This window comes from Rhodomicrobium lacus (genome assembly GCF_003992725.1).
GTDB lineage: Bacteria > Pseudomonadota > Alphaproteobacteria > Rhizobiales > Rhodomicrobiaceae > Rhodomicrobium > Rhodomicrobium lacus.
The window spans coordinates 389,287-416,239 of the sequence record NZ_RZNF01000007.1; the positions used below are offsets into that span (position 1 = coordinate 389,287).

At 62.3% G+C, this 26,953-nt stretch carries 31 protein-coding genes; 14 read left to right on the forward strand and 17 right to left on the reverse strand.

From position 1 onward, the window contains the following. The first annotated feature begins 58 nt into the window (after positions 1-58). From EK416_RS09085 to EK416_RS09095, 3 genes are all read left to right on the forward strand, one after another. Positions 59-232, forward strand: coding sequence for a CsbD family protein (locus EK416_RS09085; RefSeq protein ID WP_127077243.1), 174 nt, complete (start codon positions 59-61; stop codon positions 230-232). Positions 233-358: 126 nt separating this feature from the next. Continuing rightward, entirely contained in the window at positions 359-1,297 is a 939-nt protein-coding gene (locus tag EK416_RS09090; RefSeq protein ID WP_127077179.1) for a LysR family transcriptional regulator, read from the forward strand. A gap of 114 nt (positions 1,298-1,411) precedes the next feature. Next, the gene (locus tag EK416_RS09095) at positions 1,412-2,368 is read left to right on the forward strand and encodes a zinc ABC transporter substrate-binding protein (protein ID WP_164729940.1); all 957 of its coding nucleotides are present in this window, start codon (positions 1,412-1,414) and stop codon (positions 2,366-2,368) included. A gap of 86 nt (positions 2,369-2,454) precedes the next feature. Here the strand turns inward: EK416_RS09095 and EK416_RS09100 are convergent, their stop codons facing one another. The 8 genes from EK416_RS09100 to EK416_RS09135 form a co-directional block, all read right to left on the reverse strand. Then, positions 2,455-2,985, reverse strand: coding sequence for a GNAT family N-acetyltransferase (locus EK416_RS09100; protein ID WP_127077181.1), 531 nt, complete (start codon positions 2,983-2,985; stop codon positions 2,455-2,457). 52 nt (positions 2,986-3,037) lie between these two features. Further along, positions 3,038-3,568, reverse strand: a complete 531-nt coding sequence (locus EK416_RS09105; protein ID WP_245434001.1) for a MarR family winged helix-turn-helix transcriptional regulator — start codon at positions 3,566-3,568, stop codon at positions 3,038-3,040. A 95-nt stretch (positions 3,569-3,663) separates the two neighbouring features. Next, the gene (locus tag EK416_RS09110; protein WP_127077245.1) at positions 3,664-4,284 is read right to left on the reverse strand and encodes a septation protein A; all 621 of its coding nucleotides are present in this window, start codon (positions 4,282-4,284) and stop codon (positions 3,664-3,666) included. 35 nt (positions 4,285-4,319) lie between these two features. Next, a complete protein-coding gene (gene ftsY, locus EK416_RS09115) occupies positions 4,320-5,534 on the reverse strand; it encodes a signal recognition particle-docking protein FtsY (protein ID WP_127077182.1) in 1,215 nt (404 codons plus the stop codon). After that, a complete protein-coding gene (gene mtaB, locus EK416_RS09120; RefSeq protein WP_127077183.1) occupies positions 5,531-6,784 on the reverse strand; it encodes a tRNA (N(6)-L-threonylcarbamoyladenosine(37)-C(2))-methylthiotransferase MtaB in 1,254 nt (417 codons plus the stop codon). Before mtaB ends, ftsY begins: the two co-directional genes overlap by 4 nt. Then, complete coding sequence (gene dapF, locus EK416_RS09125; RefSeq protein WP_127077184.1) at positions 6,781-7,656, reverse strand: diaminopimelate epimerase; 876 nt, start codon at positions 7,654-7,656, stop codon at positions 6,781-6,783. The genes mtaB and dapF overlap by 4 nt, the downstream gene beginning before the upstream one ends. A gap of 90 nt (positions 7,657-7,746) precedes the next feature. After that, entirely contained in the window at positions 7,747-8,157 is a 411-nt protein-coding gene (locus tag EK416_RS09130; RefSeq protein ID WP_127077185.1) for a tellurite resistance TerB family protein, read from the reverse strand. A gap of 262 nt (positions 8,158-8,419) precedes the next feature. Then, complete coding sequence (locus tag EK416_RS09135) at positions 8,420-9,988, reverse strand: trypsin-like peptidase domain-containing protein (RefSeq protein ID WP_127077186.1); 1,569 nt, start codon at positions 9,986-9,988, stop codon at positions 8,420-8,422. A gap of 405 nt (positions 9,989-10,393) precedes the next feature. Here EK416_RS09135 and EK416_RS09140 point away from each other — a divergent pair, with 405 nt between their 5' ends. Beyond that, positions 10,394-10,918, forward strand: coding sequence for a Spy/CpxP family protein refolding chaperone (locus EK416_RS09140; RefSeq protein WP_164729941.1), 525 nt, complete (start codon positions 10,394-10,396; stop codon positions 10,916-10,918). A 114-nt stretch (positions 10,919-11,032) separates the two neighbouring features. Here EK416_RS09140 and EK416_RS09145 read toward each other — a convergent pair whose 3' ends face one another. Continuing rightward, positions 11,033-11,293, reverse strand: a complete 261-nt coding sequence (locus EK416_RS09145; protein ID WP_127077188.1) for a hypothetical protein — start codon at positions 11,291-11,293, stop codon at positions 11,033-11,035. A gap of 441 nt (positions 11,294-11,734) precedes the next feature. Here EK416_RS09145 and EK416_RS09150 point away from each other — a divergent pair, with 441 nt between their 5' ends. The 5 genes from EK416_RS09150 (at position 11,735) to EK416_RS09170 (ending at position 16,620) form a co-directional block, all read left to right on the forward strand. Next, entirely contained in the window at positions 11,735-12,592 is an 858-nt protein-coding gene (locus tag EK416_RS09150) for an FTR1 family iron permease (protein WP_127077189.1), read from the forward strand. Between the two features lie 289 nt (positions 12,593-12,881). Beyond that, a complete protein-coding gene (locus tag EK416_RS09155) occupies positions 12,882-14,024 on the forward strand; it encodes an MFS transporter (protein WP_127077246.1) in 1,143 nt (380 codons plus the stop codon). A 4-nt stretch (positions 14,025-14,028) separates the two neighbouring features. Then, positions 14,029-14,916: a bifunctional DNA-formamidopyrimidine glycosylase/DNA-(apurinic or apyrimidinic site) lyase gene (gene mutM / locus EK416_RS09160; protein ID WP_127077190.1), complete on the forward strand. Its 888-nt coding sequence runs from the start codon at positions 14,029-14,031 to the stop codon at positions 14,914-14,916. A 13-nt stretch (positions 14,917-14,929) separates the two neighbouring features. After that, on the forward strand, positions 14,930-15,733 hold the full coding sequence (locus EK416_RS09165) for an enoyl-CoA hydratase (protein WP_127077191.1): 804 nt from the start codon (positions 14,930-14,932) through the stop codon (positions 15,731-15,733). Between the two features lie 101 nt (positions 15,734-15,834). Beyond that, positions 15,835-16,620, forward strand: coding sequence for a Crp/Fnr family transcriptional regulator (locus tag EK416_RS09170; RefSeq protein WP_245434007.1), 786 nt, complete (start codon positions 15,835-15,837; stop codon positions 16,618-16,620). A gap of 143 nt (positions 16,621-16,763) precedes the next feature. On the opposite strand, the gene EK416_RS09175 is transcribed toward EK416_RS09170, so the two are convergent. Beyond that, positions 16,764-17,132, reverse strand: a complete 369-nt coding sequence (locus tag EK416_RS09175) for a c-type cytochrome (protein ID WP_164729942.1) — start codon at positions 17,130-17,132, stop codon at positions 16,764-16,766. Between the two features lie 243 nt (positions 17,133-17,375). Between EK416_RS09175 and EK416_RS09180 the strand changes: the two genes are divergently transcribed. Beyond that, positions 17,376-17,837 carry a GatB/YqeY domain-containing protein gene (locus EK416_RS09180; RefSeq protein ID WP_127077194.1) on the forward strand — a complete coding sequence of 154 codons (462 nt, stop codon included), beginning with the start codon at positions 17,376-17,378 and terminating at the stop codon, positions 17,835-17,837. A 213-nt stretch (positions 17,838-18,050) separates the two neighbouring features. On the opposite strand, the gene EK416_RS09185 is transcribed toward EK416_RS09180, so the two are convergent. From EK416_RS09185 to EK416_RS09205, 6 genes are all read right to left on the reverse strand, one after another. Then, positions 18,051-18,290 carry a hypothetical protein gene (locus EK416_RS09185; RefSeq protein WP_164729943.1) on the reverse strand — a complete coding sequence of 80 codons (240 nt, stop codon included), beginning with the start codon at positions 18,288-18,290 and terminating at the stop codon, positions 18,051-18,053. Between the two features lie 192 nt (positions 18,291-18,482). Beyond that, complete coding sequence (locus EK416_RS09190) at positions 18,483-19,193, reverse strand: pirin family protein (protein ID WP_127077195.1); 711 nt, start codon at positions 19,191-19,193, stop codon at positions 18,483-18,485. Positions 19,194-19,284: 91 nt separating this feature from the next. Beyond that, positions 19,285-19,689: a fluoride efflux transporter CrcB gene (crcB, locus tag EK416_RS09195; RefSeq protein WP_127077196.1), complete on the reverse strand. Its 405-nt coding sequence runs from the start codon at positions 19,687-19,689 to the stop codon at positions 19,285-19,287. A 244-nt stretch (positions 19,690-19,933) separates the two neighbouring features. Next, positions 19,934-20,593 carry a peptide-methionine (S)-S-oxide reductase MsrA gene (gene msrA, locus EK416_RS09200; protein WP_127077197.1) on the reverse strand — a complete coding sequence of 220 codons (660 nt, stop codon included), beginning with the start codon at positions 20,591-20,593 and terminating at the stop codon, positions 19,934-19,936. Between the two features lie 107 nt (positions 20,594-20,700). Next, positions 20,701-20,823 carry a hypothetical protein gene (locus tag EK416_RS18110; protein WP_281023878.1) on the reverse strand — a complete coding sequence of 41 codons (123 nt, stop codon included), beginning with the start codon at positions 20,821-20,823 and terminating at the stop codon, positions 20,701-20,703. 85 nt (positions 20,824-20,908) lie between these two features. Next, complete coding sequence (locus EK416_RS09205; RefSeq protein WP_127077198.1) at positions 20,909-22,360, reverse strand: cryptochrome/photolyase family protein; 1,452 nt, start codon at positions 22,358-22,360, stop codon at positions 20,909-20,911. A 149-nt stretch (positions 22,361-22,509) separates the two neighbouring features. Here EK416_RS09205 and EK416_RS09210 point away from each other — a divergent pair, with 149 nt between their 5' ends. Beyond that, positions 22,510-23,406: an N-formylglutamate amidohydrolase gene (locus tag EK416_RS09210; protein ID WP_127077199.1), complete on the forward strand. Its 897-nt coding sequence runs from the start codon at positions 22,510-22,512 to the stop codon at positions 23,404-23,406. Between the two features lie 334 nt (positions 23,407-23,740). Beyond that, entirely contained in the window at positions 23,741-24,526 is a 786-nt protein-coding gene (gene hisN / locus EK416_RS09215) for a histidinol-phosphatase (RefSeq protein ID WP_127077200.1), read from the forward strand. Between the two features lie 101 nt (positions 24,527-24,627). Here the strand turns inward: hisN and EK416_RS09220 are convergent, their stop codons facing one another. Then, positions 24,628-25,332 (reverse strand): hypothetical protein, encoded by a 705-nt coding sequence (locus EK416_RS09220; protein WP_127077201.1) that lies wholly within the window; start codon positions 25,330-25,332, stop codon positions 24,628-24,630. 231 nt (positions 25,333-25,563) lie between these two features. Between EK416_RS09220 and EK416_RS09225 the strand changes: the two genes are divergently transcribed. Together EK416_RS09225 and EK416_RS09230 are read left to right on the forward strand one after the other, a co-directional pair. After that, a complete protein-coding gene (locus EK416_RS09225; protein WP_127077202.1) occupies positions 25,564-26,043 on the forward strand; it encodes a pyridoxamine 5'-phosphate oxidase family protein in 480 nt (159 codons plus the stop codon). Positions 26,044-26,230: 187 nt separating this feature from the next. Further along, complete coding sequence (locus EK416_RS09230; protein ID WP_127077203.1) at positions 26,231-26,815, forward strand: YceI family protein; 585 nt, start codon at positions 26,231-26,233, stop codon at positions 26,813-26,815. Positions 26,816-26,953 lie beyond the last annotated feature (138 nt).

Here is a 26,953-nt window from a genome sequence, read left to right on the forward strand (position 1 = left end):
GAACTCTTTTCCGGTTCAGGGGTTTTCCCTTTATACAGACGACAAGAGGAGTATCGAAGTGGACAAGGATCGTGTGGAAGGAAGCGCCAAGCAGGTCAAAGGTTCGATCAAGGAAGTGGCCGGAAAAATAACCGGAGATACGAAAACCGAAACTGAGGGCAAGGCTGACAAAGCTGAAGGTAAGATCCAGAACACTTACGGCGGCTTGAAGGATAGCCTTCGCGGGAAGTAAAACGAATTCCACCATGCGCCAGACCCCCGCCGACCGACGGGGGTCTGGCTGTCGTGTGCAAAAAGTCACGGAATATTAAATTTTCTTTTGTGGCCTATAAGGCGTGGTTCGGGTTAATCCCTTTGTATGAATATTTCACTGAGACTCTTGCGGTATGTCACCGCCGCCGCCGATAGCGGGAATGTCACTGAAGCTGCACGCAAACTTCAGGTGTCCCAGCCATCCGTATCCGCCGCCATCGCGGAGCTGGAGCAAATGCTCGGCATCGCCATATTCGTGCGCCATCATGCGAAGGGCGTCACGCTGACGCCGGCAGGGCAAAAGCTCATCGCGGAAGCCCGCCTGCTTCTGAAGCACGCCGACGAATTCTCGAAGTCGGCGGAATCGCTTGGCGATACCGAGCGCGGCGAGGTGACTGTCGGCTGCTTCCCGACGCTGGCCGCATGTTACATGCCGGCGATCATGACCGACTTCTCGAAGCGGTACCCCCTGATCCAGCTTCGGCTGGCCGAAGGCGATCAGGAGCGGCTGCTTGCGGATGTCGTCAACGGGCGCGTGGAACTGGCGTTCACCTTCAACCATGCCGTTCCGCAGACCCTCGACTCGACGGTGCTGATGAAGCTGCCGTTCGTCGTCTCTCTTCCGGCTGACCATCGGCTTGCGAAAGCGCCGGATGTAAGCCTGCATGACCTGAAGGACGATCCGATGATCTTCTTCGGCGATCAACTTATCAGCGGCTATATCGCACAGGTTTTCGAAGCTGCGGGCGTTTCGCCTGTCGTGCGGCAGCGTATCGTCACTTTCGAGGTCATGCGCGGCCTTGTGGCGCGCGGGCACGGCTATTCCGTGCACGTCGCAACGCCCTCGTCCAGCACCTCATACGACGGCGGCAAGGTCGTTGTGAAGCCCATACGCGACGATGTACCGAAAGCGGAAATCGCGTGCATCGCTCCGGGGGTGCAACTGATGCGCCCCGCCGTCAAACTGTTCGCGGATTTTCTCGCGGATGCCCTTGGTCAGACGGTGGAAAAAGAGCGGCAGCCCATGGCCGTGGCCGCCGAGTAGATGCAGCGGGGGATTTCGGGGCCTTCATCGCGAAGGCTCTCATTTCCCTGTTGTGTTCCACGGCAATGTAACGATATATCATCACGTAATGTTTTCCGGAAGCGGATGAAAATCATGATGACCCGCTTACCGGGTTTCCTCGGGTTGGCGCGGTGGTGGCCTTTCCCCATGGCCCGGCGCTGGAAGCGTTGCGCCTTCCTTTTCGCTGCGCTCGCTGTGGCGACTCCATCGCTTTCGGCGCCCGCCGTGGTGGCGACCATCAAGCCGATCCACTCGCTCACCGCCGCGGTCATGTCCGGCGTGGCTGAACCAAAGCTGCTTCTCGGCGGCGCGGCCTCTCCCCATTCCTACGCCCTGAAGCCTTCCGATGCGCGCGCTCTTGACGGCGCCGATCTCGTCATCCGCGTCTCACCGCATCTCGAGGTGTTTCTGGACAAGGCGCTGACGTCGCTTTCCGCAAAGGCGCGCGTTGTCGATCTCGACAGGGCCGCCGGGCTGAACCTTCTCGCCGCAAGAGCTTCGCATGGCACATCCTCAGCCGCAGCCTCGCCCGATGAGGCCGACGTGCATTTCTGGCTCGATCCCTCGAATGCCGTAGCGTTGGCAAGAGAGATTGCGCGCCAGCTCTCCTCTATCGATCCGGAAAACGCGGCGCGCTATCGCGCCAACGCCGACGCGCTTGAAGCCAGGCTTCTCGCGCTTGATGGCGAATTGCGAAAGACGCTCGCCGGTCTTTCGACGCGGCCGTTCGTGGTCTTTCACGATGTGACGCAATATCTCGAACGTCGCTACGACCTGAACAGTCTGGGCACGGTGACGCCGAGCCCGGAACGCTCCCCCGGCGCGGGCAGTGTCGCCGCCCTGCGCGACGCCATCCGCGAAAAAGGCGCGGTGTGCATTTTTGCCGAACCCCAGTTTTCGCCGAGGCTGATCGACATGCTCGTGGAGGGCACAAACGCGAAGCGCGGCGTTCTCGACGAAATCGGCGTCAGGATCGAAGCGGGGCCGGACCAATATTTCGAGCTGATGCGCGCCAACGCGCACAGTATCGCCGATTGCCTGAGGCACTGAACGCACGCCAGCAAGCACGGGGCCGAAGCGCCCCAAATCATTTCGCAAATGCGTCGATCCGATAACGATTTCGGCGCAGGGCTGATCTACGCCTTCGACGACTTCACGTTCACACCCCATGCGAACGCCACGCGCGTCAGCGAAACATCGCCGTAGCGCTCGGGGGTGGCCGCCACGATGGAGCCACCGAGCCCGCCGTAGAAGGCACAGGCCGTCTCGTTGTCCTTCAGCGCCCACACGACGAGGCGCTTCAAACCCTGCTGCTTGAGTGCGTCCTTCACGGTGGCGAAAAGGCGCGTGCCGAGGCCGATGCCTTGAAAGGAGGGGGTTACGTAAAGCTCGAAGATCTCGCCTGCCTCCCAAGGCCAGGTGCCGCGCGCCGAACCCCATGTGGCGTAACCTTGCGGCACGCCATCGAACGTAAGGAGCGTCACGTTCGCGCCGCGTTGGATCTGCTGTTGCCACCAGAGCGGGCCACGCCGCGCAATCTGACGTTCGAGGTGGAGATGCGGGATGATGCCTTGATAGGTCGAGCGCCAGGCAGCGTCGTGGATGGCAGCCACAGCGTTGGCGTCTTTCGGCGAAGCCGGCCTGAAACTGATGAAGTTCGCGCCCATCCCAATACTCTACATCCAACTTTTTCGGTTGGCGAGATCGTTCGCGTGCAACCTAACGCGCTGGTTTCATAAAAACGTCATCGGAGTCTTCGTCGCCTTTACGCAGCAGGCGGGACAGGATTTGCGCAACGAGCTTGCCGTCTTCCTCGCCAAGACATCCCATGACGAGCCGGTCCGCGCGGCGCGCGATCGGCTTGATCGAGTCGAGCAGCTCCCGCCCCTCGGCCGACAGACTTACGGCATAGGTGCGCCCGTCTCGCATGGTGCGCTCGCGCTCGATGATCCCGCGCTTCAGAAGTCGCTGCACCACATCGGCCAGAGTCGAGCGGTCGATGCCGGTCAGGCGGACAAGATCGGTCTGGCTCAGGCCTTCATGCCTCGCCACGGTTGTCACGACCGCGTATTGTCGGGCGGTCAGATCGAAATCGCGCGTCTCCTGCGCAAAGATCTCGGAAGCCCTCTGGCTCGCGCGGTGGAGGAGATGAATGATCGATGAGTCTATGGCGGGGGCGCGGCTTGCGGAGGTCTTTTTCCGACGTCTGCCCGTTTGCCCCGTTCCTGATTTTGTGTCCAGCATTGTCATCCGGCACTCGGGTTAAGCTCTAAGCCTAACACGAGAAATGGATACGGCAACCGGAGGTTCCATGCAGCGCACGGAAAGAATTTTTTCCGACGTCCCTAATTTTTGGCGTCGGAAGCCTCCGGCTCGGCATCGGGAATCTGATAGCGCATGATGAGCGTCACCTGGGACAGCATGAACGCGAAGGTCAGCGGCATGATGCCGAACGACTTGAAGGTGACCCATGTGTCGGTCGAGAAGTTGCGCCACATGATCTCGTTCAACACCGCAAGGACGGCGAAGAATCCCATCCACCGCACGGTAAGAATGCGCCAGCCCTCTTCCTCCATCTTGAAAACCTCGCCCAGAGCGAGTTTCAGGAGCGGGCGGCGGAAGTAAAGCCCAGTGGCGAGGATGACGACGAACAGGCAGTTCACGATGGTCGGCTTGATCTTGATGAAGGTTTCGTCATGCAGCCAGATGGTGAGAGCACCGAAGACCATGACGAACACGCCCGTGACCAGCGCGATGACGGGAATGCGCTTGAAAAGGAGGCGGCTTGCGACAAGCGAAATCAAGGTCGCGACCATGAACGCGCCCGTGGCGTAGAAAATGCCAGCCCGTCCGTTCATGATGAAGAAGATCGCGAGCGGCCCGACATCAAGCAGCAGTTTCAAGATGGAGTTCTTGTCGACCGGATTCGCCGCTTCGGTCTTCGTCTTGATCGCCTCGGACTTCATCGCTTCCAAACCTGCCACTACCGAACCCTCCGACTTCAACTCACGCCCGCGATCGCGCGTGCAAAATCCTGCGCAGAGAAAGCTTGCAAATCGCTTGCGCCCTCGCCGACGCCGATCGCGTGCACCGGCAGCCGGTGCTTCGCCGCGATGGCAACGAGGATACCGCCGCGCGCGGTGCCGTCGAGCTTCGTCATGATCAGGCCCGTGACGCCAGCGGTCTTGCCGAAAATCTCGACCTGCGAAAGGGCGTTCTGGCCCGTTGTCGCGTCGAGTGTCAGCAGAACCGAATGCGGGGCCTCCGGGTCCACCTTGCGGATCACGCGGATGACCTTTTCAAGCTCGGCCATGAGGCCAGCCTTGTTCTGAAGGCGGCCCGCCGTGTCGATGATGAGAAGGTCGGCGCCCTCCTTCTTCGCGCGGGTCAGTGCGTCGAACGCAAGGCCCGCGGCGTCGGCTCCTTGCGCGCCGGACACCACGGGCGCCCCCGTGCGTTCGCCCCACACCTTGAGCTGTTCGATGGCCGCCGCGCGGAACGTGTCGCCCGCCGCGAGCATGACCTTCAGCCCCTGCTCGGTGTATTGCTTCGCATATTTGCCGATGGTCGTCGTCTTGCCGGTGCCGTTCACGCCGACCATGAGGATGACATAGGGCTTCTTCGCCGTGTCGATTTCGAGCGGCTGCGCAACGGGGCCCAGCACCTTCTCCACCTCGGCGGCGAGGATTGCGCGCACTTCGTCCGGCGAGATATCGCTGTTGTAACGCGCCTTCTTCAGCGCAGCGATCACGCGGGCCGAAACGTCGAGCCCGAGGTCGGCCTGAATCAGCAGGTCTTCAAGCTCTTCGAGCGTATCGTCGTCGAGCTTGCGCTTGGTGAAGACGCCGCTAATGCCTTCCGTGAGCTTCGACGAGGTCTTCGTCAGCCCCTGCTTGAGGCGCTGGAACCAGCCGGCGCGCGGCTTTTCTTCGGCTGCGGGTGCGGCGGCTGGCACCGGCTGGACCGGCGCGGGCGATGGCTCTGCGGGAGCCTCTAAAACGTCGACGACCGCATCGGTCCGCGGCTCGTCCACGATCTCGAAGTCTTTCCAGCTTTCCGCAGCGGCGGGCGCTTCAGCAAGTGCGACGGAGTCGGAGTCCGTCGCACCTGTGCTTTCCTCCGCCTCCGGCTGCGGAGCCTCCGGCTTCTGCTGGTCCTTCTTGCCGATGCCGAACATGCGGACCGACCCGAACAGGCCGCGCTTCTCTTCGCTCATGCCAGGCACTCCCCGATGAGGTGGCGCTTGTCGTGGCCGGTGGCGCGTGCGCGCACGATGCCGCCGCGTTCCGCGCCGCCTGCAATTTCAATTTCCGTAAAGCCGGGTGTCCGGCCGACGCGCTCGCGCTCCATAAGCACTTCGAACACCTTGCCGCGCTCGCCTTCGAGGTGCGCGCCGAGGCGCTCGCCTGCCTTCTCGCGAAGCCGCGCGGCGCGTTCCTTCACAAGCGCGCGGTCGAGTTGCGGCATGCGCGCAGCGGGCGTCTTCGGGCGCGGCGAATAGGGAAACACGTGCATGAAGGAGAGGCCGCATTCGTCGGCAAGCCGCATGGTGTTCGCGAACATGGTTTCGTCTTCGGTGGGAAACCCCGCGATGAAGTCGGCGCCGAACACCATGTCCGGGCGGATCTCGCGCATCTCGCGGCAAAAACTGATCACGTCCTCGCGGGCGTGGCGGCGCCTCATGCGCTTCAGGATGAGGTTATCGCCCGATTGCAGCGACAGATGCAGATGCGGCATCAGCCGCTCTTCCTCCGCAAAGGCGTCGATGAGCGCTTCGTCCGCTTCCATGGTGTCGATGGAGGAGATGCGCAGGCGAGGCAATTCCGGCACGAGGCGCAGCACGGTGCGCACGAGGCGGCCGAGCTTCATTTCGCCCGGCAGATCCGCACCGTAGGAGGTGAGGTCCACGCCGGTCAGAACCACCTCGCGATATCCTTCCTCGACGAGCGCGCGGATCTGGCGGACAACTTCTCCCGCAGCGACGGAGCGCGATGGTCCCCGTCCGAAAGGGATCACGCAGAAGGTGCAGCGGTGGTCGCAGCCGTTCTGCACCTCAACATAGGCGCGGGCGCGGCTGCCGAAACCCGAGATCATATGCGGCGCGGTCTCGCGGACGCTCGCGATGTCGTTCACGCGCACGCGAGCAAGGTCGCCCGCCGCCAGGCTCAGGAACGTCGCGGCGCTTGTCTTCTCGCCATTACCGATGACGTGATCGGCTTCCTCCATGTCGGCGAAGGTTTCCGGCTCGATCTGCGCGGCGCATCCCGTGACGATGATCTTCGCGCCGGGCCGCTCGCGGCGAAGCTTGCGGATCGCCTGCCGCGCCTGCCGCACCGCCTCGCCCGTCACCGCGCAGGTGTTGACGATCACGGCGTCGGTCACGCCTGCGTCCTGAGCGTGCTTCTTCGCCACTTCGCTTTCGTAAGTGTTGAGGCGGCAGCCGAAGGTGATGACGTCGACGGTCATGACGCGCGCGCTACCTTTACCGCGCCGCCGGAAAGCGTCAGCGTGCCTTCAAACTCGTGTGCGACGGGGCCCGTCATGAGGATGTGATCATCGGCCGCGCGCCATTCGATGCCGATGACGCCGCCCGGCAGGCGGATTTCGACGGTGCGGCCAGTCCGGCCCGTGCGCGCGGCTGAAACGGCGGTGGCGCAGGCGGCGGTGCCGCAGGCTTGCGTGATGCCGGCGCCGCGCTCCCAGACGCGCAGCTTCACCGTGCGATCGTCGAGCACCTCGGCGAGCGAGATATTCGCGCGCTCCGGGAAGATGGGATCGTATTCGAGGGCGCGCCCGAACAGGGAAAGGTCGTAGGCGTTGACGTCGCTTACCCAGAAGATGGCGTGCGGGTTGCCGACATTGGCGACGCTCGGCCCTTCCAGCACGCGGCCGTCGGGAAGCGTGATCGCGAGCGAAATGGCGCGCGTGTCCGGCGCCTCCTTCGCGAGCGGAATGTCGCGCCAGCCGAAATGCGGCGTGCCCATGTCCACCGTCACGAAGCCATCGCCCTCGACGCGAGCGGCGAGTACGCCCACCGCCGTTTCGATAGTGACGTGTTCGCTTTCGAGTTCCGCACCTACCAACGCGCCAACGCAGCGGCTTGCATTGCCGCACGCGCCCACCTCGGAACCGTCCGCGTTGAGGATGCGCATGAAGACATCGGCGCGGGCCGACCGCTCCAGCACGATCACCTGATCGCATCCGACGCCCGTCTCGCGATTGGCGATGGCGCTCGCCTCGTCGGCTGTCAGCCGGAAGCCGTCCCCGCGCGCGTCGAGCAGGGCGAAGTCGTTGCCGAGGCCGTTCATCTTCTTGAATGATATGTGCGAGAGAGCCATCCGCACGCGCACCTTTCAGGGAAATCGGTCCGCGTTATATAGACGGCGCGCAGGCGCTTTGCAAAGCAGGTTGTGGGATTTGGCCGCGTATCAAAGCGTCTGATGGCGCGCGCGCGCGGCGCGCTCGATGGCCACGCACACGAGCTTGTCGAGGTGCAGCGCGTCGCGGATGAGTTCGAGCAGGCGGATTTCCTCGTCCGGCACCTTGAGGTCCGCCGCCGCAACCTCCACCGCCAGCGCATAGGCCGTCTCGTGAAGCTTCTTCGGCAGGGCATCGCGAACGAGTTCGAGCAGATGTTCGAGACCTTCGTCCTCGCTCAGCATGTCGCCGCAGCGCTCAGCGGTTTTCGCGAGCGTGTTCTCGTCAAAGCCGAGAAAGACGGGCAGATGCTTCACGATCTGCGCGATGCGATCCAGCTCCCGGTCGGATATCTGCCGGTCCGCTGCCGACATCGTGATCATGACATAGACGAGAGCTTCGGTCGGGGTGATCTTCGGCATGGCGCGGGTCCGTTGGTCAGAGCGCTCCGTCTGAAACGGTTCGATGAAGCGCTTGATACTTCCTCCAGTATCGCGATTTCGACGGAAAACAGCTTCCCACTTCCTCGAACGGCGATAACGGCTCAGATTTAGGTTGCCGCGCGAAGCGGCGCAAGCCGTGATCGTACGAGACTCGAGCCGCTTCTCCAAGCGGATGTGCGCGCCTGCATAAACGCAAATCGGGGGCGAACCCGCCCCCGACCCGCCCCTCAACTTTTTCCCGTCAGCTTGCGCCGGTCGGCAGCGCAACGAAGACCTGCGTCGCACCGCGCTGGACGAGCGTCAGCGCGTGGCGCTTGCCGATGGCTCGGGCATTGCGGAGCGCCGCCTCCAGCGCGTCCGGCGTGAACAGATCCGAGCCGTTCGCGGCGAGGATCACGTCGCCCTGCACGAGGCCGACATCGGCGGCCCTGCCGTCCGGGCGGATCTCCACGATGGCAAGGCCGGGCGCGCCGCCCGGGCCGCTCACCATGGGTGCGACCGCGATGCCGAGACCGCCGATTTCCGACTGCAGCGCGGGGCCGCTCCTGCCGCCCGGCAGCTTGGATTCATCCTTGAGTTCCGTCAGCTTCACGGCGAGGGCTTCGCGCCTGCCGTTGCGGAAGATCGCGAGGCGGACAGCGGTCTGCGGCGGGATGACCGCAATCCGGCGCGCGAGGTCGCGGCTATCCTTCACGTCGCCTTCATTGATCTTGAGCACGACATCGCCGCGCAGCAGGCCGCCCTTGTCGGCCGGGCTGCCCTGCATGAGCGAGGTCACGAGCGCCCCTTGAGCGTCGCGAAGGCCCAGGCTGTCGGCGAGTTCCGGCGTTACGGGCTGCACCTCGACGCCGAGCCAGCCGCGCGTCACGCGGCCTTTCTCCTTCAGCTGGGCGACGATGGTTTCCACCGTCTTGGCGGGGACGGCGAAAGCGATGCCGACCGAACCGCCTGACGGCGAAAAGATGGCGGTGTTGACGCCGATAACCTCGCCCGACTGATTGAAGGTCGGGCCGCCGGAATTGCCCTGGTTCACCGAAGCATCGATCTGGATGAAGTTGTCGTAGGCGCCCATGCCGATGTCGCGGCCGCGCGCCGATACGATGCCCGCCGTGACCGTGCCGTCGAGGCCGAAGGGGTTGCCGAGCGCGATCACCCATTCGCCGACCTTGACCTCACCCTTGCTGAACGTGACCGCCGGGAAATTGCGCCCGTCCACCTTCAGAAGCGCGAGGTCGGTCCCCGCATCGGTGCCGATGATCCGGGCAGGCAGCGCTCGCCCGTCGGTCGTAAGCACCTCGACTTTCATCGCACCTTCCACGACGTGGTTGTTGGTGACGATGTATCCGTCCTGCGAGATGAAGAAGCCGGATCCCTGTCCGAGGACGGGCGCGCCGGGCGATCCGCCCTTCTTGTCCTTGCCCTTGGGATCTGGAGGCATGAGGCCTTTCGGCCCGGCGAAGAAGCGCTCTAGCGGCGTGCCGCTGAAGGGATTTTCCTTGTTGCCGTCGGGCGAGCGCTCGTCCCCCGCGCCGCCGTCCTGCGACGCGACGAGACGCGGATCGGCCTTCACCCGCACCGACACGACGGACGGCAAAACACGTTCCGCAAGCGTTGTGAAGCTGGGCAGTTGGCTCGTCGTCTCGCTTTGCGGCGCGACGACGGGAGCAGCCCGTAATTGGTTGGCCCCGGCACCTGCGATCACGCAGAGGGCAACCGCGGAGGCGCCGACAAGATTGCGGCTGACCAGCGACAGGGGCAAGCGACGCGATATCTTGGTCGAAGCTGGGTCTTTGGCAGGCTTATTCGGCATGAACTTCCCGTATATTGAAGCAATGGACGCGTCAGCGAATGGTTCGCTGCCGCCTAGTTCAAGATGAGGCTAAGGTAAAGGAATTGTTTAAGGAATGACGATGTGAATCTATGGTAAACTTATAAAGTTTTCGCCAAAATATGTTTTAACAGCATTAATTGTGCGATAACCCGACGAGTGCACCTTGATTGATCGGCAATCGCATTGGCGAAATTACGGCAAACCGAGAAACCTGATTGTATCTTAGCATTTCGGAATATTCGCATTCTGAATATGAGGCGTCGCATGACGCCGCCATATGCGCGTTTTAATGTACTGTTATTGCTCCGATCAGGAACTAACTTGACGACAGTCTCCACCGCCACCTTATCAAAAACAGAGTTTTCGCTAGTGGAGGAAGTCCCCATGAACAAGTCGATTGTCGCGGGCGTGATGGCGCTCGCGCTTCTGGGACCGTCGTGCGTCTACGCGCAACGGGCCGATGTCGAGGATAACGGCGCGCAAGGCACTCAGGCACAACCGCAGCAGCGCCAGACGGAGCAGAAGAAGTTCCGCTTCGGTCGGGACGACATGAAGGCTTTCGCGGATGCGCGCATCGCCGGTCTGAAGGCGGGGCTCAAGCTCTCGCCCGATCAGGAGAAGAATTGGCCGCCGGTCGAGCAGGCTTTGCGCGACATCATGCAGAAGCGCATGGATCAGAGGCTGGCGAAGCGCGATCGGCAAAAGCCCGAAGACGCCATTCAGGCGATCAAGGAGCGCGCCGAACAGCTTGAGGAACGCGGTGGGTCGCTGAAGAAGCTCGCGGACGCGGCCGAGCCGCTTTACCAATCGCTGAGCGAGGCGCAGAAGCGCAGGCTCGTGGCGTTGCTCAAGGCGGGCGACGAAGGGCTGGGCCGCGTCGCGAAACGTCGTGGAGGCGGGCGCGGCTGACGGCTGACGGGTCATTGACAGAGGGCGACGCCATGCCGCCCTCTCGACCAGGTGAAGGAGGAGCGGCTTCGGCTGCCGGGCGCGTCCCGCCCGTACCGATGGCCCGTATGTCGATTATTCCTTTTCGCGGGGATTATCGAGCGGCTGGAGCCGGATCGGTTTTCCGCTGTCGACCTTCGCCGCTGCCGTCACGATGTCGCCGGCCTTGATGATCAGGTCGCGAACCGCAGCGACGCTTTCGCCCACTTGCACCCAGCCATCCAACTCGTTCATAAAGATGTCGGAGCCGCCATGGGCGCCCTTGCGCACGCGCTGGATATCCTCCACGCAAATCAGCGTAAGATTGCCATTGGTGTCGTGAAGTTCGATGAACATAGACCTTGATCCTCCCGAGCAGGGATAACGGCTCGCCTGTCCGCATCGCAGCCGCCAGACAACTATATCACCGGGGTTGGAAAGCGAACGTTCTAATTTAGGAAGCTTGCGAGCGAGTACCAGCCCGAAGGGCCAGAGCGGCGATCCGCCACGGCCCGGTGTCGCAAGTGAATCCGGCGCATCCCGCCGCCGCTTGGTGTCGATCAGGTTCGATTTCCCGACTTCCCGGAGAGAATTGCAAGCATTCCTCGGCACTCGATATTCTGATTAGAACAACTCTAATTTTAAGAGATAAATATTGCGCCTTCGTCTGTCGCGCTTTACACGATGGCACTACGCGCCTTTTCAATTTTTGCGCCGGTTCGCTTGAGATCTGCACATCGTGTCTTGTAAATCGGGCGCGATCGGCAGGGTCATGCGCGTTCGGTTCAGGAGCCTTGCATGCTTGCCGCCGCCATCATCGTTTTCCGGGAAGTCATCGAGGCCGGGCTGATCGTCGGGATCGTGCTGGCGGCGACGAAGGGCGTGCCGTCGCGCGGCTGGTTCGTGGCGGGCGGCATCGCTGCTGGGCTGATCGGTGCGGCTTTGCTTGCGATCTTCGCGGGCAGCCTGTCGGAGGCGCTCGACGGCGAAGGGCAGAAGGTGTTCAACGCGGGCGTGCTCGCGCTCGCGGTGTTGATGCTGACCTGGCATAACGTCTGGATGGCGAGCCACGGCAAACAGATGGCCGCCGAGCTATCGGCCGCTGGCGCCGCCGTGGCGGAGGGTACGAAGTCGCTGATGGCGCTGGCCATCGTGGTTGCGGTCGCGGTGCTGCGCGAAGGCGCGGAAGTGGTGCTGTTCCTCTACGGCAATGCGATCGCGTCGCGCGAAAGCGGCTCCATGATGCTCGCTGGCGGCATGCTGGGACTCGGCGGAGGGATCGCGCTCACCGGCTTGACCTATGCAGGGCTCGTCCGTATTCCGCCGCGCTACCTTTTCTCCGTGACGAGCGTCTTGATTGCGCTTCTCGCGGCGGGCATGGCCTCGCAATGCGTCAGGATTCTTCAGGACGCCGACATCGTATCCATCTGGGTGGACACAGCCTGGAATACGTCGGGCTTCCTGTCGACGAACACGCTTTTCGGCGTGATGATGCAAACCCTGGTCGGTTATGATGATCGTCCGTCGTGGCTTCAGGTCGCTGTCTATCTCACAACGCTGTTCGTGATCTTTGGATTGATGCGGGTCAGTCATATCCGCCATGCGAGGCGGCGGGGCGCGCATCGTCGCCCTGATGTCTCGCCCGCCCGCGGCTAGATCAATCTGCGTCCAATCGGTATCGCACTGGTCCACACAAGCTGTCGACACTGCAAATCGACGGGCGTCGTGCCGCGTCCGAAGCTGTCGTGCGGCCGATCTGACGCGCAGCCGAATGCGTAAAGACGCCCGCGTGTTTCGGCTATCACGGCATCCCCGCGCTTCTGGGGCGCCGCTTGCTTCCGAACGCGTATTTGCTTGGCGGTCGACGCGCCGACGCGATAATGTCGCACCCGTGACCGCCAGCGAAGCCCCCGCCTCAGTTTCCGAAGCCGCCGCGCCTCCCTGGATGGTTCGGCTGTTCGCGCTCGCCTGCGGCATCCTCGTCGCCAACATTTACTATGCGCAACCCCTCGCCGGGCCGATTGGCGCTGAACTCGGCCTGCCCGCCACGGCAACCGGCCTCATCGTGACCATGACGCAGGTTGGTTATGGGCTGGGGTTGTTGCTGATCGTGCCGCTGGGCGATCTCGTCGAAAACCGCCGCCTGATCGTGAGCGTGATTGCGCTCGACGTGCTTGCGATTCTCGGCATCGCCGCAGCGGGCGCACCGGGACCGTTCCTCGCGGCCGCCTTTCTCGTGGGGCTCTTTTCGGTCGTCGCGCAGATCATCGTGCCGCTCGCCGCACAGCTCTCGCCGGATGCGACGCGCGGGCAGACGGTCGGCAATGTCATGAGCGGGCTACTTTTGGGCATCATGCTTGCGCGGCCCGTGTCGAGCTTCGTTACCGAACTCTCATCGTGGCATGTGATCTTCATCGCGTCGGCGGTCGCGATGACTGCTCTCGCGGTCGCGTTGCGCGTTTGGTTGCCGGAGCGGCGGCCTGCGTCGGGGCTTTCGTATGGCGGTCTGCTGCTTTCGCTCGCGCGGCTCTTCGCGGAGACCCCCGTTCTAAGGCGGCGCGCCTTCTACCACGCGCTGATGTTCGCGGCCTTCAGCCTGTTCTGGACGGCGACGCCGCTGCTTCTAGCCGGACCGCTCTATGGGCTATCGCAAGGCGGCATTGCGCTTTTCGCCTTCGCAGGCGTTGCCGGAGCCGTGGCCGCTCCGCTCGCCGGCCGGCTCGCCGATCGGGGACGGACGCGGATGGCGACAGCGGCGGCGATGGCATGCGCCGCGCTCGCCTTCCCGATGACTTTCGCGGCGGAACCGGGCTCGGCGCTCGCGCTCGGCCTTCTCGTCGCTGCGGGCATCCTGCTCGACTTCGGCGTATCGGCCAACCTTGTCCTCGGACAGCGCGCGATCTTCTCGCTGGCGGCAGCCTATCGCAGCCGCCTGAACGGGCTTTACATGGCGATCTTCTTTGCGGGCGGCGCGATCGGTTCGGCTGCCGGGGCGTGGGCTTTCGCGAGCGGGGGCTGGCCGCTTTGCGCCGCCACAGGCTTTGCATTTCCGATAGCGGCGCTTATCTATTTCGCGACGGAACGCTAAGCCCATGCCCGAATTGCCCGAAGTCGAGATCGTCCGGCGCGGCCTCGCTCCTGCGATGGAGGGCGCCGCGTTCTCCGCCGTGACGCTCAACCGCGCCGACCTTCGCTTTCCCTTCGTGCCGCATTTCGCCGAGCGCCTGCGCGGGCAGCGCATAGCGCGTCTCGCGCGTCGGGCGAAGTACATCGTGGCGGAAACCGACAGCGGCCTCTGCCTCGCAATGCATCTCGGCATGACGGGTCGCTTCACCATTGAGCGCCATTTCGACGGCGCAGGGGTTACGCCCGGCTCGTTTTACTACGAGCATCCATCCGATGCGCGCCACGACCACGTCGTTTTCGCGATGAGCAACGGTGAAGTGATCCGTTACAACGACCCGCGCCGCTTCGGTTACATGACACTGTTCGACGCGGGCGAGATGGCGGCGCATCCCCTCTTTCGCGGGCTTGGGATCGAGCCGCTGTCCGATGCGCTGACGCCGGACTATCTCGCTGCGCGCGCGGCGGGAAAGGCACAGGCGCTGAAGGCCTTCCTCCTCGACCAGCGCATCATCGCGGGGCTTGGCAACATCTATGTGTGCGAGGCGCTGTTTCGGGCGGGGCTGCCGCCCGATGCGGAGGCGGGGGCGCTCGGCGTCGGCAGGCGAGGCAAGGCGGCCGCCGCTCGGCTCTGCGCGGCGATCAAGGCCGTACTCGGAGACGCGCTCCTGGCGGGTGGTTCCTCGATCCGCGATTACCGCCACGCCGACGGCGACGGCGGCCATTTTCAGGAGAAGTTCGACGTCTATGGGCGCGGCGGCGAGCCGTGTCATAATGGCTGCGGCTCCGACATCGTAAGAAAAGCCCAACAGGGACGCTCGACCTTTTTCTGCCCGCGCTGTCAGGCAAAAATCTGAAAGGAAACACCGGATGACTTCCAATATCGCGTCTTCCGAAACCGCTTCTCTTGAAACAGTGCTGTTCGAGAAAAAGGGCAGGGTCGGCCTCATCACGCTCAACCGGCCCAAGGCGCTGAACGCGCTCAACGCGCAACTCATCGCGGAACTCAATCAGGTGCTCGACGCCGTCGAGGCGGATGCCGACATCGGGGCCATCGTTCTCACGGGCTCGGAGAAAGCGTTCGCGGCGGGCGCGGACATCAAGGAGATGAAGGACAAGACCTTCGGCGACGTCATCCTGCACGATTTCATCGCGCCCTGGGAACGCATCACCCGCGTTCGCAAGCCGGTGATCGCGGCCGTATCGGGTTTTGCGCTCGGCGGTGGGTGCGAACTCGCCATGATGGCCGACTTCATCATCGCATCCGACACGGCGAAATTCGGCCAGCCGGAAATCACCCTCGGCGTGATCCCCGGGGCAGGCGGCACGCAGCGTCTTGCGCGCGCGGTCGGCAAGGCGAAGGCGATGGACCTCATCCTCACGGGGCGGCTCATGAACGCGGCCGAGGCCGAGCGCGCAGGGCTCGTGGCGCGCGTCGTTCCCGCCGCCGATCTCGTCGCGGAGGCGCTGAAAGCAGCCGAAAAGATCGCGAACTTCTCGCTTCCCTCGGTCATGCTGGCCAAGGAAGCGGTCAATCGCGCTTTTGAGACGACCCTTTCCGAGGGCGTGCGGTTCGAGCGCCATGCCTTCCATGCGCTGTTCGCGACGGAGGACCAGAAAGAGGGCATGGCGGCCTTCGCAGAGAAACGGCCTCCGCAGTTCAAGCACGGCTAGCGGAGCGACGACCAGCTTTTGTGATCGCCATGCATTGGACAGACACGGGTTCTCACGCTACGATAACGGTAACGTGAAGGAAGGCATCTCGCTTGAAAAGCATGTCCAACCCCGTGGCGGAACGCTCCCACTTCAACGCCAGCCGCTGCGAAGCGTGCTTCATCCGGCATCGTGGGATCTGTCAGGCTCTATCGATGGAGCAACTCGAACGGCTGAGTTCGATCGCCCGTCGCCGCGTCATTCCGGCGAACCAATACATCTTCCGAGACGGTGACGAAGCCATCTCCTTCGCGGCCGTCAATTCGGGTGTTGTGAAGCTTATCAAGACGACCTCGGAAGGCGAGCGCCACGTGATCGGCCTCGTCTACGCGCCTGAATTTCTGGGCCACACCTTCGCGGAGACGCACAAGTTTTCCGCAGCCGCCGCGACCGATGTCGACATCTGCACATTCCCGCGGCAGGCGTTCAACCGCCTGCTGCTCGAATATCCGGACATGCAGCGCTGGCTGTTCGAGTTCACGGTGCGGGAACTGGACGTCACGCGCGAGTGGACGCTCATGCTCGGGCGCAAATCCTCTTACGAGCGCGTGGCGAGCCTGCTTCTCATCACGGCGCGGCGGACCCGCAATGCCGGGAGCCAGCATGTTCAGGAAAACAGCGCCGAGTTCGAGCTTCCGATCACGCGCTCCGAGCTGGCGGATTACCTTGGCCTTACGCTCGAAACGGTGAGCCGTAAGGTCAGCCAATTGAAGCAGGAAGGACTGATCGAGCTTCGTTCGACCCGCGACATTTTCGTTCCGAACATCGAAAAGCTTGCCGAGGCAGCAAGCATGGATGACCACCGCGAGTCTGCGAAGGCGGCGAAAATTGCCGCCTTTCCGGCCTGACGCAATGCGCGGCGTCAGCCCGGACGAAGCCAACGTCGTAGATTGATTTTGTCGAGCAGCTTGTCTGCGTCAAGATCCGATGCCGACGCGAGGTGATGTTCGCATGGCTTAACGCGCCGTGGCACCATGAACCCGTTTGGCGGCTACTTCGCCTGAATGCCTTTGACGTACATGCCAAGTTCCGTCACCGCGCGGCTTGCCGAAGCCGGCCCGCACTCGTCGGAAAAGATCGATGTCCAGTTCGGCATGCCCCCATGCGACTTGCCGCTTTCGCCTTTCAGAAGTTTGAAAACGTATTCCGTCGGAAACGAGCCGTTCGAACGCTCCGCCAGCGTCGTCAGGTCCGGCGGCGTGAGCTTCAGTTCCTTTGCGAGGATGCCGCCGCCCTTGCCGTCCGGGCCGTGACAATAGGTGCAGTTTTCGGCGAAGAGCTTGGAGCCGGGGAGCACTTCCATCCGCGCGCATGGGTCGATTCCGCTCCCCGTTTGCGCCGCGCAGGGTAGGATGAACATCGATAGCGCGAGCGCTACGGCGGCGCGGACTTTGTTTCGTGGAGTTCCGCGCATGGTGCAGTCCTTACCCTCGGTCAGCCTTACTCGAAACGATTCTCACAGGGAAGCCAACCGCATGCATGCGGTTTCCACCGCAAGATCGGCCCGATCGGTATCGTGTCGGAATACGAAGAGGCCACCGGCATGCGTTGTCGAGCGCCACTCGAAGCGCTAAATCTTCTCATCAAGGAAAGGAATGCGGCCATGATTCGCCAAAAAATCTCCGAGACTCTGAAAGACGCCATGCGGTCGAAAGACGAGGTGAAAACGACGACGCTGCGCATGGTGAACGCTGCGATCAAGCAGAAGGACATCGACGTGGCGCGCGGTCGCGGCGATGAGCACATCGGAGAGGACGAGGTGCTGAATCTGCTGCAAAGCCTGATCAAGTCTCGTCGCGAGTCCGTCGAGCTTTACAGGAAGGGCGACCGGCCCGACCTGGCCGCGAAGGAAGAGGCCGAGATCGCGATCATTTCGGACTTTCTGCCGAAGCAGATGGGCGAGGATGAGCTGAAGGCTGCGGTGAAGGAACTGGTGGGCTCGATCGGCGCGACGAGCGTCAAGGACATGGGCAAGGTCATGGCTGCGCTGAAGGCGAATTACGCGGGCCAACTCGACATGACGAAGGCAAGTGCCGTCGTCAAGGACGTGCTCGCCGGGAAATGACCGGCAATTCCCGGCTTTATGATGGATCAGGGCGCGCGGCCTCAGTGTGAGGGCACGCGCCTGTATTTTTTGCGCAGAGTTTCCGCGGAAGCCGTACGCGAGCGTCCGGCTTGCGCTATGGCGTCGTGCCGTAACCAGGACGCAGCACGCACTGAGCCGTGATTGGCCTATCAGTTCCCGGCGTCAAAGCGTCTGATCCAACCGCAGGACGACCTAATGCAGGTTGGCGAGCCCCGTGTGCGAAAAGCGATCCTGACGCGTGGTCAATACCTTCGGCATCCGGGACACCAGCTCGATAAGCAGCAGAAGCTCCTGCCTGACGTGGTGATCCTCGATACGGCTGAACGCCGTAACCAGTTGACGCGACTGCTCGACAGCACCGTTTTTCGTGTCGACCGTAGTGCCGACCCCATCGAGCAAGGAACGGAACAACTCGTCCATGTCCTGTTTCATCACTACCGACTCCAACTCAACCTTACGCCAAGGTGACTGCCCAAGCGACCAACAATGGTGTACGCAACAATTATTGCAACTTTAAGTCAAGGCGTGCCGTTGTCACGTCACAGGTTTGTCAACGGATCGCGCCTTGCGTGAAGATGATCTGCGCGGTCATTTTCCACCCAGTTCCACGCAAGGTTTACCTTGCTAAACGGACACTCTCATGTCGAAGAGAAGCACCTCCGCCTTTTCCACAGCTTCGATGCAGATATCCTCTTCCGAAATGGTGCCAGCGCCATCGCCCGCGTCGAGGCGCTCGCCATTTGCCGTCACCGAACCTCGAACGACTTGAACCCACCGCGCGCGTCCATCTGCGACCCGATGCTCGACGGGTTCGCCCGGTTCGAGAATCGTCGCGTAGATATCCACATCGCGGTTGATCGCAATGGAACCGTCGCGACCGTCTCCCGACACAACAAGCCGAAGCCGCCCGGACTTCCCGGGCACGGAAAATGTCTTCTGGTTGTAGCCCGGTGTGGCACCATCGCGTTCAGGCAAGACCCAGATTTGCAGGAAATGCACTGGCTCCGTATCCGATGCATTGAACTCGCTGTGACGAACGCCCGTGCCCGCCGACATGTGCTGCACATCGCCCGGGCGGATGACCGACCCGTTTCCCATGCTGTCCTTGTGCTGAAGCTCTCCCTCGATCACGTAGGAGATGATTTCCATGTCGCGATGGGCGTGGGTGGGGAAGCCGCCCCCAGGCGCGACGCGATCCTCATTGATGACCCGGAGGGGCCCAAAGCCCATGCGCTTCGGGTCGTAATACTCGCCGAACGAGAAGGTGTGGCGACTGTCGAGCCAATCGATCTGAGTGCGGCCCCTGTCTTCGGACCTGATAACAACCATGGCCATCCGATTTTCCTTCGCTAAGCTGCCTGGCCGTCACATGCGTATCGGTAGACCGGCCGCCAAGAGCAAAGGGAAATCACAAGCGCGTAAGCGATCAGGGCCGCGTGTCGGCCGCCACCGCCGCAGCCAGCGCATAGCCGAGCGCTACAGCCGCGAGGCACATGAGCACCGAGATGCCGACATTCGCGAGGGCTGCCCACGGCTTGCCATCGCGCAGCAGGTCGAAGGTTTGCAGGCTGAACGAGGAAAAGGTGGTGTAGCCGCCGCAGATGCCGATCATCACGAAGGCGCGGGCGTCGCCGTGCAAACCGTATCGGCTGCCCGACACCGAGAGCGCCGCGAAGAGTCCTATGATGAAAGAGCCGGTGATGTTGATGAGGATCGTGCCCCACGGAAAAAACGGTCCGGTGAGGCGCACCATGGCGTCGGAGACGGCGGCGCGCGCCACGCTTCCGATGGCTCCGCCGAGCGCGATGAAAAGGTAAGTCCACAAGGACATGCGTCTGCTCGCGTGGATCGAGGGCGCTGAGGCGTCGCGCCGACGGCCGATAAAGGAATGCCCGCCTGGAACCCGTCCGATCCGATTGAATCGAAATCAGATCGGTACAACGGAAGCGATCGGATTTGATCAACCTGATCGGCTCCGCCTCTCGGGCGACGAGCAAGATTTATACTAGGTCGGGGCGCGTTATAAGTCCGTCATCGAGCATCCACAAGGCAGCATGCCATCCGGCGGCGCGGTTTCAGGCTGGCGCGTTTTCACCGAGGCCGACAGGGCAGGAAACGCCGGTCCCGCCGAGGCCGCAATAACCGCCGGGGTTTTTCGCAAGATATTGCTGATGATAGCCCTCCGCGAAATAGAACTCGCCAGCGGGTGCGATTTCGGTCGTGATCGCGCCATGGCCTTTTGCGGAAAGCGCCTTTTGATATGCGTCCTTCGACGCGAGCGCTTCGCGTGCCTGCTTCTCGTTCGTGGTGTAAATCGCCGAGCGGTATTGCGTGCCGACATCGTTGCCCTGCCTCATGCCTTGCGTGGGATCATGAGCCTCCCAGAAAGCTTTCAGCAGCTCGCCATAGCTGACCTTCTTCGGGTCGAACACGACGAGAACCGCCTCGGTGTGGCCGGTGCCGCCGGAGCAAACCTCCTCATAGGTCGGGTTCGGCGTGAAGCTGCCCGAGTAACCGACGGCGGTCACGATGACGCCGGGAATCTGCCAGAAGCGGCGTTCCGCGCCCCAGAAGCAGCCCAGCCCGAAGATCGCGATTTCGCTGCCTTCGGGATAGGGCGGCTTCAGCGCGGCGCCGTTCACGATATTGGTATCGGTGGTTGGAATCGGCGCGTCGCGGCCGGGAAGTGCGGTCGCGGCGTCCGGCATCTTGGTCTTCTTGCTGAACGAAAACATGGGCACCTCTTTCTGTCGCGCTCGATATGGGGACGCACAGGCGGAGAGAAAAAGGCCCGCGCCGGAATTTCCGGCGCTGGTTCACGCAGACTTGCGCGCAGTCGGCGCTAGTTGACGCGAACGTCAGGGATCGTCGGCTTCTCGACGCTGATCGTATTCTTGTCGTAGATGTAGAAAGCTGCGAGTGCGGCAAGCGCGACGACAAGCGCGCCGATAAGAAAATTCCGCATTTTCAGTGCTCCTTCCAGCTGAACGTCATTCAGCAAACGGAAGAGAAGCGGGCAATGTTCCGTATTTGCGAGCCCCCACTTTTCGCTATTTCTTCACGAACGCGAAGGCGGCGAGCGCTCTTGCCCGCGCCGCCGTGTGCTCGACGATGGGGTGCGGCCAGGTTTCGCCGAGAGTGACGCCGGCTTCACGCAGCGCCGTCGCGCTCGCCGTCCATGGTTTATGGACAAGCGAGGCGGGAAGCCTGGCGAGTTCGGGCACGAAGGCGCGCACGTATTCGCCGTGCGCGTCGAATTTCTCGCCCTGAAGCACGGGATTGAAGATGCGGAAATAGGGCGCGGCGTCCGCGCCGGACCCCGCCACCCACTGCCAGCTTGCGGCGTTGTTCGCGAGATCCGCGTCGACGAGCGTATCCCAGAACCAGTCCTCGCCGGTCTGCCACGGCAGAAGCAGATGCTTGATGAGGAATGAGGCGACGACCATCCGCACGCGGTTGTGCATCCACCCGGTCTGCCAGAGTTGGCGCATTCCGGCGTCCACGATGGGAAATCCCGTCCGCCCGCGCCGCCACGCCTCAAGCGCATCGATGTCGTCACGCCATGGGAAGGCGGCAAACTCTGCGCGGAACGGCTCGTCGGGCAGATGCGGGAAGTGGAACAGCAGGTGATACGAAAACTCCCGCCAGCCGACTTCGCGCAGATACGCCTCGGCTCCCGCCTCATCGCCGTCCGCTTCCGCCGCCGCTTTCACAGCGTGCCAGATCTGGCGCGGCCCGATCTCGCCGAACGCCAGATGGGGCGACAGGCGCGATGTACCATCTGTGCCGGGTTGGTCGCGCCGTGCTGGATAGGACGGCAGCGCAGTTTCTATGAAAAGGGCGAGCCGATCCCGCGCCGCCGTTTCGCCGGGCGCCCACGCGGCGCGCAGGCCGCCTGCCCAGTCTGGCTTCGTCGGTTCAAGGGACCAGCTTTCCAGGACATCGGAGCGGGGCCAGCGCTCTGGCGCGGCGAGTGTATCCGGCGGAAGCAGCGGCGTTGAAGGTGCGCCGCGCTGCGACAGGGCGCGGAAGAATGGGGTGAACAAGCGAAACGGCTCGCCCGAGAGATTCGCGAGGCTTTCCGGCTCGACAAGGATCTGCCCGCCGAAACGCCGCAACGAAACCCCGCGCGCTTCGAGCGACGATTTCAGTCGCCCTTCCATCGCACGCTGAAAAGGCTCGTAGCCACGCGTGAAAAAAACGGAGCGCGCGCCGGTTTCCTCGATCAGGTCGAGCAGCGCGCGCTCGGTATCCCCGCGCCGTAGCACCAGCCGCGAACCGCGCGCTTCAAGATCCGACGCAAGGGACCTGAGCGACTGATGAAGCCACCAGCGGCTCGCACCGCCAGGGCGCCAGCGGCCCGGCGTCTCATTATCCAGAATGTAGACAGGGATGACCGGCGCACCCGTATCGGCCGCAGCCGAGAGGGCAGGATGATCGGCAAGGCGCAAGTCGCGCCGGAAAAGAACGAGGGCCGGGGCGGAACGCGATGAAGCGGTCATTGTCGGCGTTTCTCCTCATCTTGCGCGGCAAAGGCGCGGCTCCCCCGGAAGTTGCATCTAGATGGACAGATCGCAATTGCGTTCGGGCCGCGTTTTTGAGACAGTTGTCGAAGCAATCCGATCCGGCCCTGGCACTCGCAAACGGTTTCATGCCGCAAGACGAAGCCCTGTGTATCGCGGCGGAACTCGATCCGCCTTTTACAATCCTCGGTGCGCAAAGCCAGCGCGTCCCGATCGTCTTCAATTCGCCTCACAGTGGACGGGTTTATCCCTCGGTCTTCCTCGCTGCGTCGCGGCTTTCCGCGCAGGCGCTTCGCAAGTCCGAGGATGCGTATGTCGAACAGCTTCTGAACGCCGTGCCAGCGCATGGCGCCGTGCTGATGCATGCCCACTTTCCGCGCGCCTACGTGGACATAAACCGAGAGCCTTATGAACTCGATCCGTTGCTTTTCAGCGGACGGCTGCCCGATTTCGTCAACAGCCAGTCTCTGCGCGCCATCGGCGGCCTCGGCACCATCGCCCGTATCGTGAACGAGAAGGAGGAGATTTATCCCGGACCGCTGGCGCTCGACACGGCCCTCGTGCGGATCGAAAACCTCTACAAGCCCTATCATGCAGCGCTCGGCGATTTGTTGCAGGCATCGCGGGCGCGCTTCGGCGCGGCCTTTCTGTTCGACTGCCATTCGATGCCGTCGCAGCAGGCGGAGCGCGGCGGCTGGCCGGATTTCGTACTCGGGGATCGCTTCGGCGCATCCTGCGCGCCGGAAATCACGCGCCTCGTCATGGCGCTTCTGAAGGGACTGGGCTATCGCGTCGGCCTCAACAAGCCGTATGCCGGCGGCTACATCACCGAGCATTTCGGCAAGCCGCAACAGGGCGTTCACGCGCTCCAGATCGAGGTCGACCGCAGCATCTACATGAATGAGGAAACCTTCGAGAAGACGCCCGCCTTCGAGGGCCTGCAGCGCGACATGTCGCACCTCGTGTCCGCGCTGGTGCAGGAGTTGCCGCGCTGGAGCGGAGGCTATAAGGTCGCCGCTGAGTGACGGATGGTGTGCAGCGTAAGCCCTCGACTTGGATGCCCTATCAGGTTTTGGCGAACCCCGGCCTCGGGCCGACAAAAAAAGAGGCCATCCAAAATGATTGAACGGCCCCAAGTCTAGGGAGGAAACGCCCAAGGAGGGCAGCGACACGCGTAATGAACGCATATCGCACCGCAGTAATATCGCATTGCAGCGCACAAAATACAAGAGACAGTTGTGATGTGCACCGCGTTGCTCGTTTCCGCAACAAATCGTCCGCCAAATAAGCCTGTGCGAAACATCTGCCAAGTTGCATACGATTTCACGCAGTATGTCGACAAAACGGGGAGTGTCCGACGTGCCGATTGCCTTTGATTCGCTGCTTGAAACAGCGCACAAGCTCGCCAATGCCGCGAGTAGCGTCACTTTGTCGCACTTCCGCAAGGGAACAAACGCCGATCATAAGGGCGGCACGTCCTTCGATCCCGTGACTGTCGCCGACAAGGGCGCGGAAGAGGCGATGCGCGCCATTCTGCTGCGTGATTTCCCGGATCATGGCATCGCCGGGGAAGAGTTCGCTCCCGTGAACGAAGGCGCGGATTATGTCTGGAGCCTCGATCCCATCGACGGCACGCGCTCCTATATCATCGGTCTGCCGATCTGGGGCACGCTGATCGGCGTTCTTTACAAGGGCAAGCCCATCCTCGGCGTCATGGATCAGCCTTTCATCGGCGAGCGTTTCTGGAGCGATGAGCATGCCGCCTGGTATCGCGGACCGAATGGGCTCAGGCGCTGCAAGACGAGGACGTGCGCGAATCTCGGCGACGCGTTGCTGACGGCAACGACGCCGGACATGTTCGAGGGCGAGGATGCGACGCAATTCGATCGGCTTGCCGGTTCCGTGCGCATGCGCCGCTTCGGCGGAGACTGCTACGCCTACGGCATGCTGGCCCTCGGCCAGATCGACATCGTGGCGGAAGCGTGCCTGAAGCCGTTCGATATCGTTGCGCTGATCCCTATCGTTGAGAAGGCGGGCGGTGCGGTGAAAACCTGGGACGGCGGCGAACCGCAGGCAGCCGGGCGGTGCATTGCTGTTGGCGACCCCGCCTTGCTGGACATCGCGCTCGACCGATTGCGAGGCTGAGCAAGGCGTGAAGGCGCGCGGGCCTTAATAGCGGTTCCCCTCCATCGCTTGAACGCACTCCCAAAGGCGCGCGCGTTCTTCCGTGGGCCGCTACCCGACGCTTATCCGCTCTTTCCGGGCTTCTGGAAAATGATCCAGAGATCCTCGCGGTAAGCGTAGAGCTGGATCGTCTCCGAGGAGGCTTCACCCCAGTAGTCGGTACCGTGCGAAGATCTGTCGGGCTTGCCGAATAAAGTCAAAAAGGCCGGCCTGAGGCTCTGCGCGGTGGCATAGGGGTTGTCTTTGGGCGACAGGATCGCTGTGATCTTGGACGCCGTCATATAGTCTTCGGGGTTCACATCCTGCGGTTCGAATTCGACGCTGAGGGTAAAGCTGCCGTTGTTTAGATGAAGCCGTTGCTGGCATTGTTTTCGTCCGTTACGGCAGGTTTCATGGAGCGTAGCCGGCTCCTTGAAGAAGCCCGATCCGTCGATCGTGCGCTTCACGGCTTCAAAACTGTCGCCGAGCTTGATGCCGAACACGCTGCATCCCGAAATGTCGGAGACTTTTTTCTCTCTGACCGCGCACGGCTTCGTGCCCGAGAAGAGGAGGCGGCGGAAGTTTTCCTTAACGGCATCGCGATCGAGGAGCGCGCCGCCGGATGTGGCCGCATAGGATTGCACCGTTTCGGGCGTCGGGCTCTTTTTGCCGGTTAACGAACTCCACGCCAGCCACACCGAAAAGCCGACAAGCCCCAAGATGCCAAGCGCGTACAGCGTGGAAAGGAGCACTCGCTCCCAGAGATTATGAAACGCCTTGTCATCCATCGATCTGGCCACTCACACGAAAAACGCGACACGTATTTTATGAAACTTTTATCTTTCGCCAGGCATGCCGCATAGGCCGTAGACGCAGCGATGCACAGCTTAGGCCACGGCACATCGAGCGTGGCGAGCCGGAACGGGCGCACCGTCATCTTGTTGAATTCCAAAAGGCGCGAGCAAGCGGGGCGCGAATGAGCGTCTCCGTCTCGCGGTTGGAAGCGGAAGGAGATCCAGGTGGATACGCATCAGCAGGGGTTCGCAAAGCTCGTCGCGATGATAGACGCCATTGAGGTCGGCATGCTCACCACAGCCGACGAAAGCGGCCATCTGCGGGCGAGGCCCATGGCAACGCAGCGTGCGGAGGATGGCTGTCTGTGGTTTTTCACGGCTCGCGACTCGCCGAAGATCGAGGAAATTCGCAAGGACCATCAGGTGGTTGTCACTTACAGCGACCCCGCGAACCAGGTTTTCATCTCGGTTTCGGGTGTCGCGCGTACGCTCAGGGACGAGGCCAAAATTCGCGAGCTTTGGACGGGGCAGGCCCAGCGATGGTTCCCCGAAGGCCCTGAGGATCCGCGCATTGCGCTGCTCTCGGTTGAAATCACGGCGGCGGAATTCTGGGACGTGGACGCGTGCAATATGCGCGAACTGATGAACTCGAACGCTTCACCCGAACAGCTCGCCGCCGCGACCGATCACAAGGCTATTTCCTGATCCAAGACAGCCGGTGAGCGCGACGTGTGGCCCGTCAGGTCATTTCGAGGGAATGCTGTTCTTGGTCGACCACAAAACATGAAAAAATTGAAATACTAAATCACGGACTCGTCAATAAGTTGCCATCTCTTGGCCCCGAAGCCCGCTTGTTGTGGGCCTCATACGGTTAAACAGGACGGAGATCGGCATGTCGTTGCGCAGGATTCTTATTGCTTCCATTCCCGCATTTTTCGCGGCAACCACCATCGCATCCGCTGAGCCTGTCGCCTATTCGTTTGATCCCGGTCATACGACGGTTCGCTTCTGCTGGAACCATCTCGGCATCAGCCGCCAGTGTGCCCAGTTCAAGACCTACGAGGGCGAAGTGCTTTACGACGCGGCCAAGCCGGAGAACAGCAAGGTCGGAATCACCTTCAAGACCGACAGTATCGAGACGCTCGTACCGGTGTTCAACGACCACATGAAGGGCGACAAGCTGTTCGATACGAAGGCTTTCCCCGAGGCAACCTTCAAGAGCACAAAGTTTGAACGGACCGGCGAGAAAAGCGGGAAAGTTACCGGCGACCTGACGATCAAAGGCGTGACGAAGCCTGTGGTGCTCGATGTCACCCTCAATTTCGAGGGCTCGCACCCGATGTCGAAGAAGCCGACGCTCGGCATCGGCGCCAATACAACGATCAAGCGCACGGAATTTGGCGTTTCGCAGGCTGCGCCCTTCGTTTCCGACGAAGTGACGATCGACATCCAGACGGAACTGAACAAGAAAATCTAGTGGTCCGATTCCGACATTTGCATCCGTTTGCAGCACGCTTGCGAGCAAATGTCGAAATCGAAAGGACCACTAGCAACATCATGATTCTAGTGGAGCTTTTGAATTTGACATTTGAGCGAGAACTCGCTGCCACCGGGA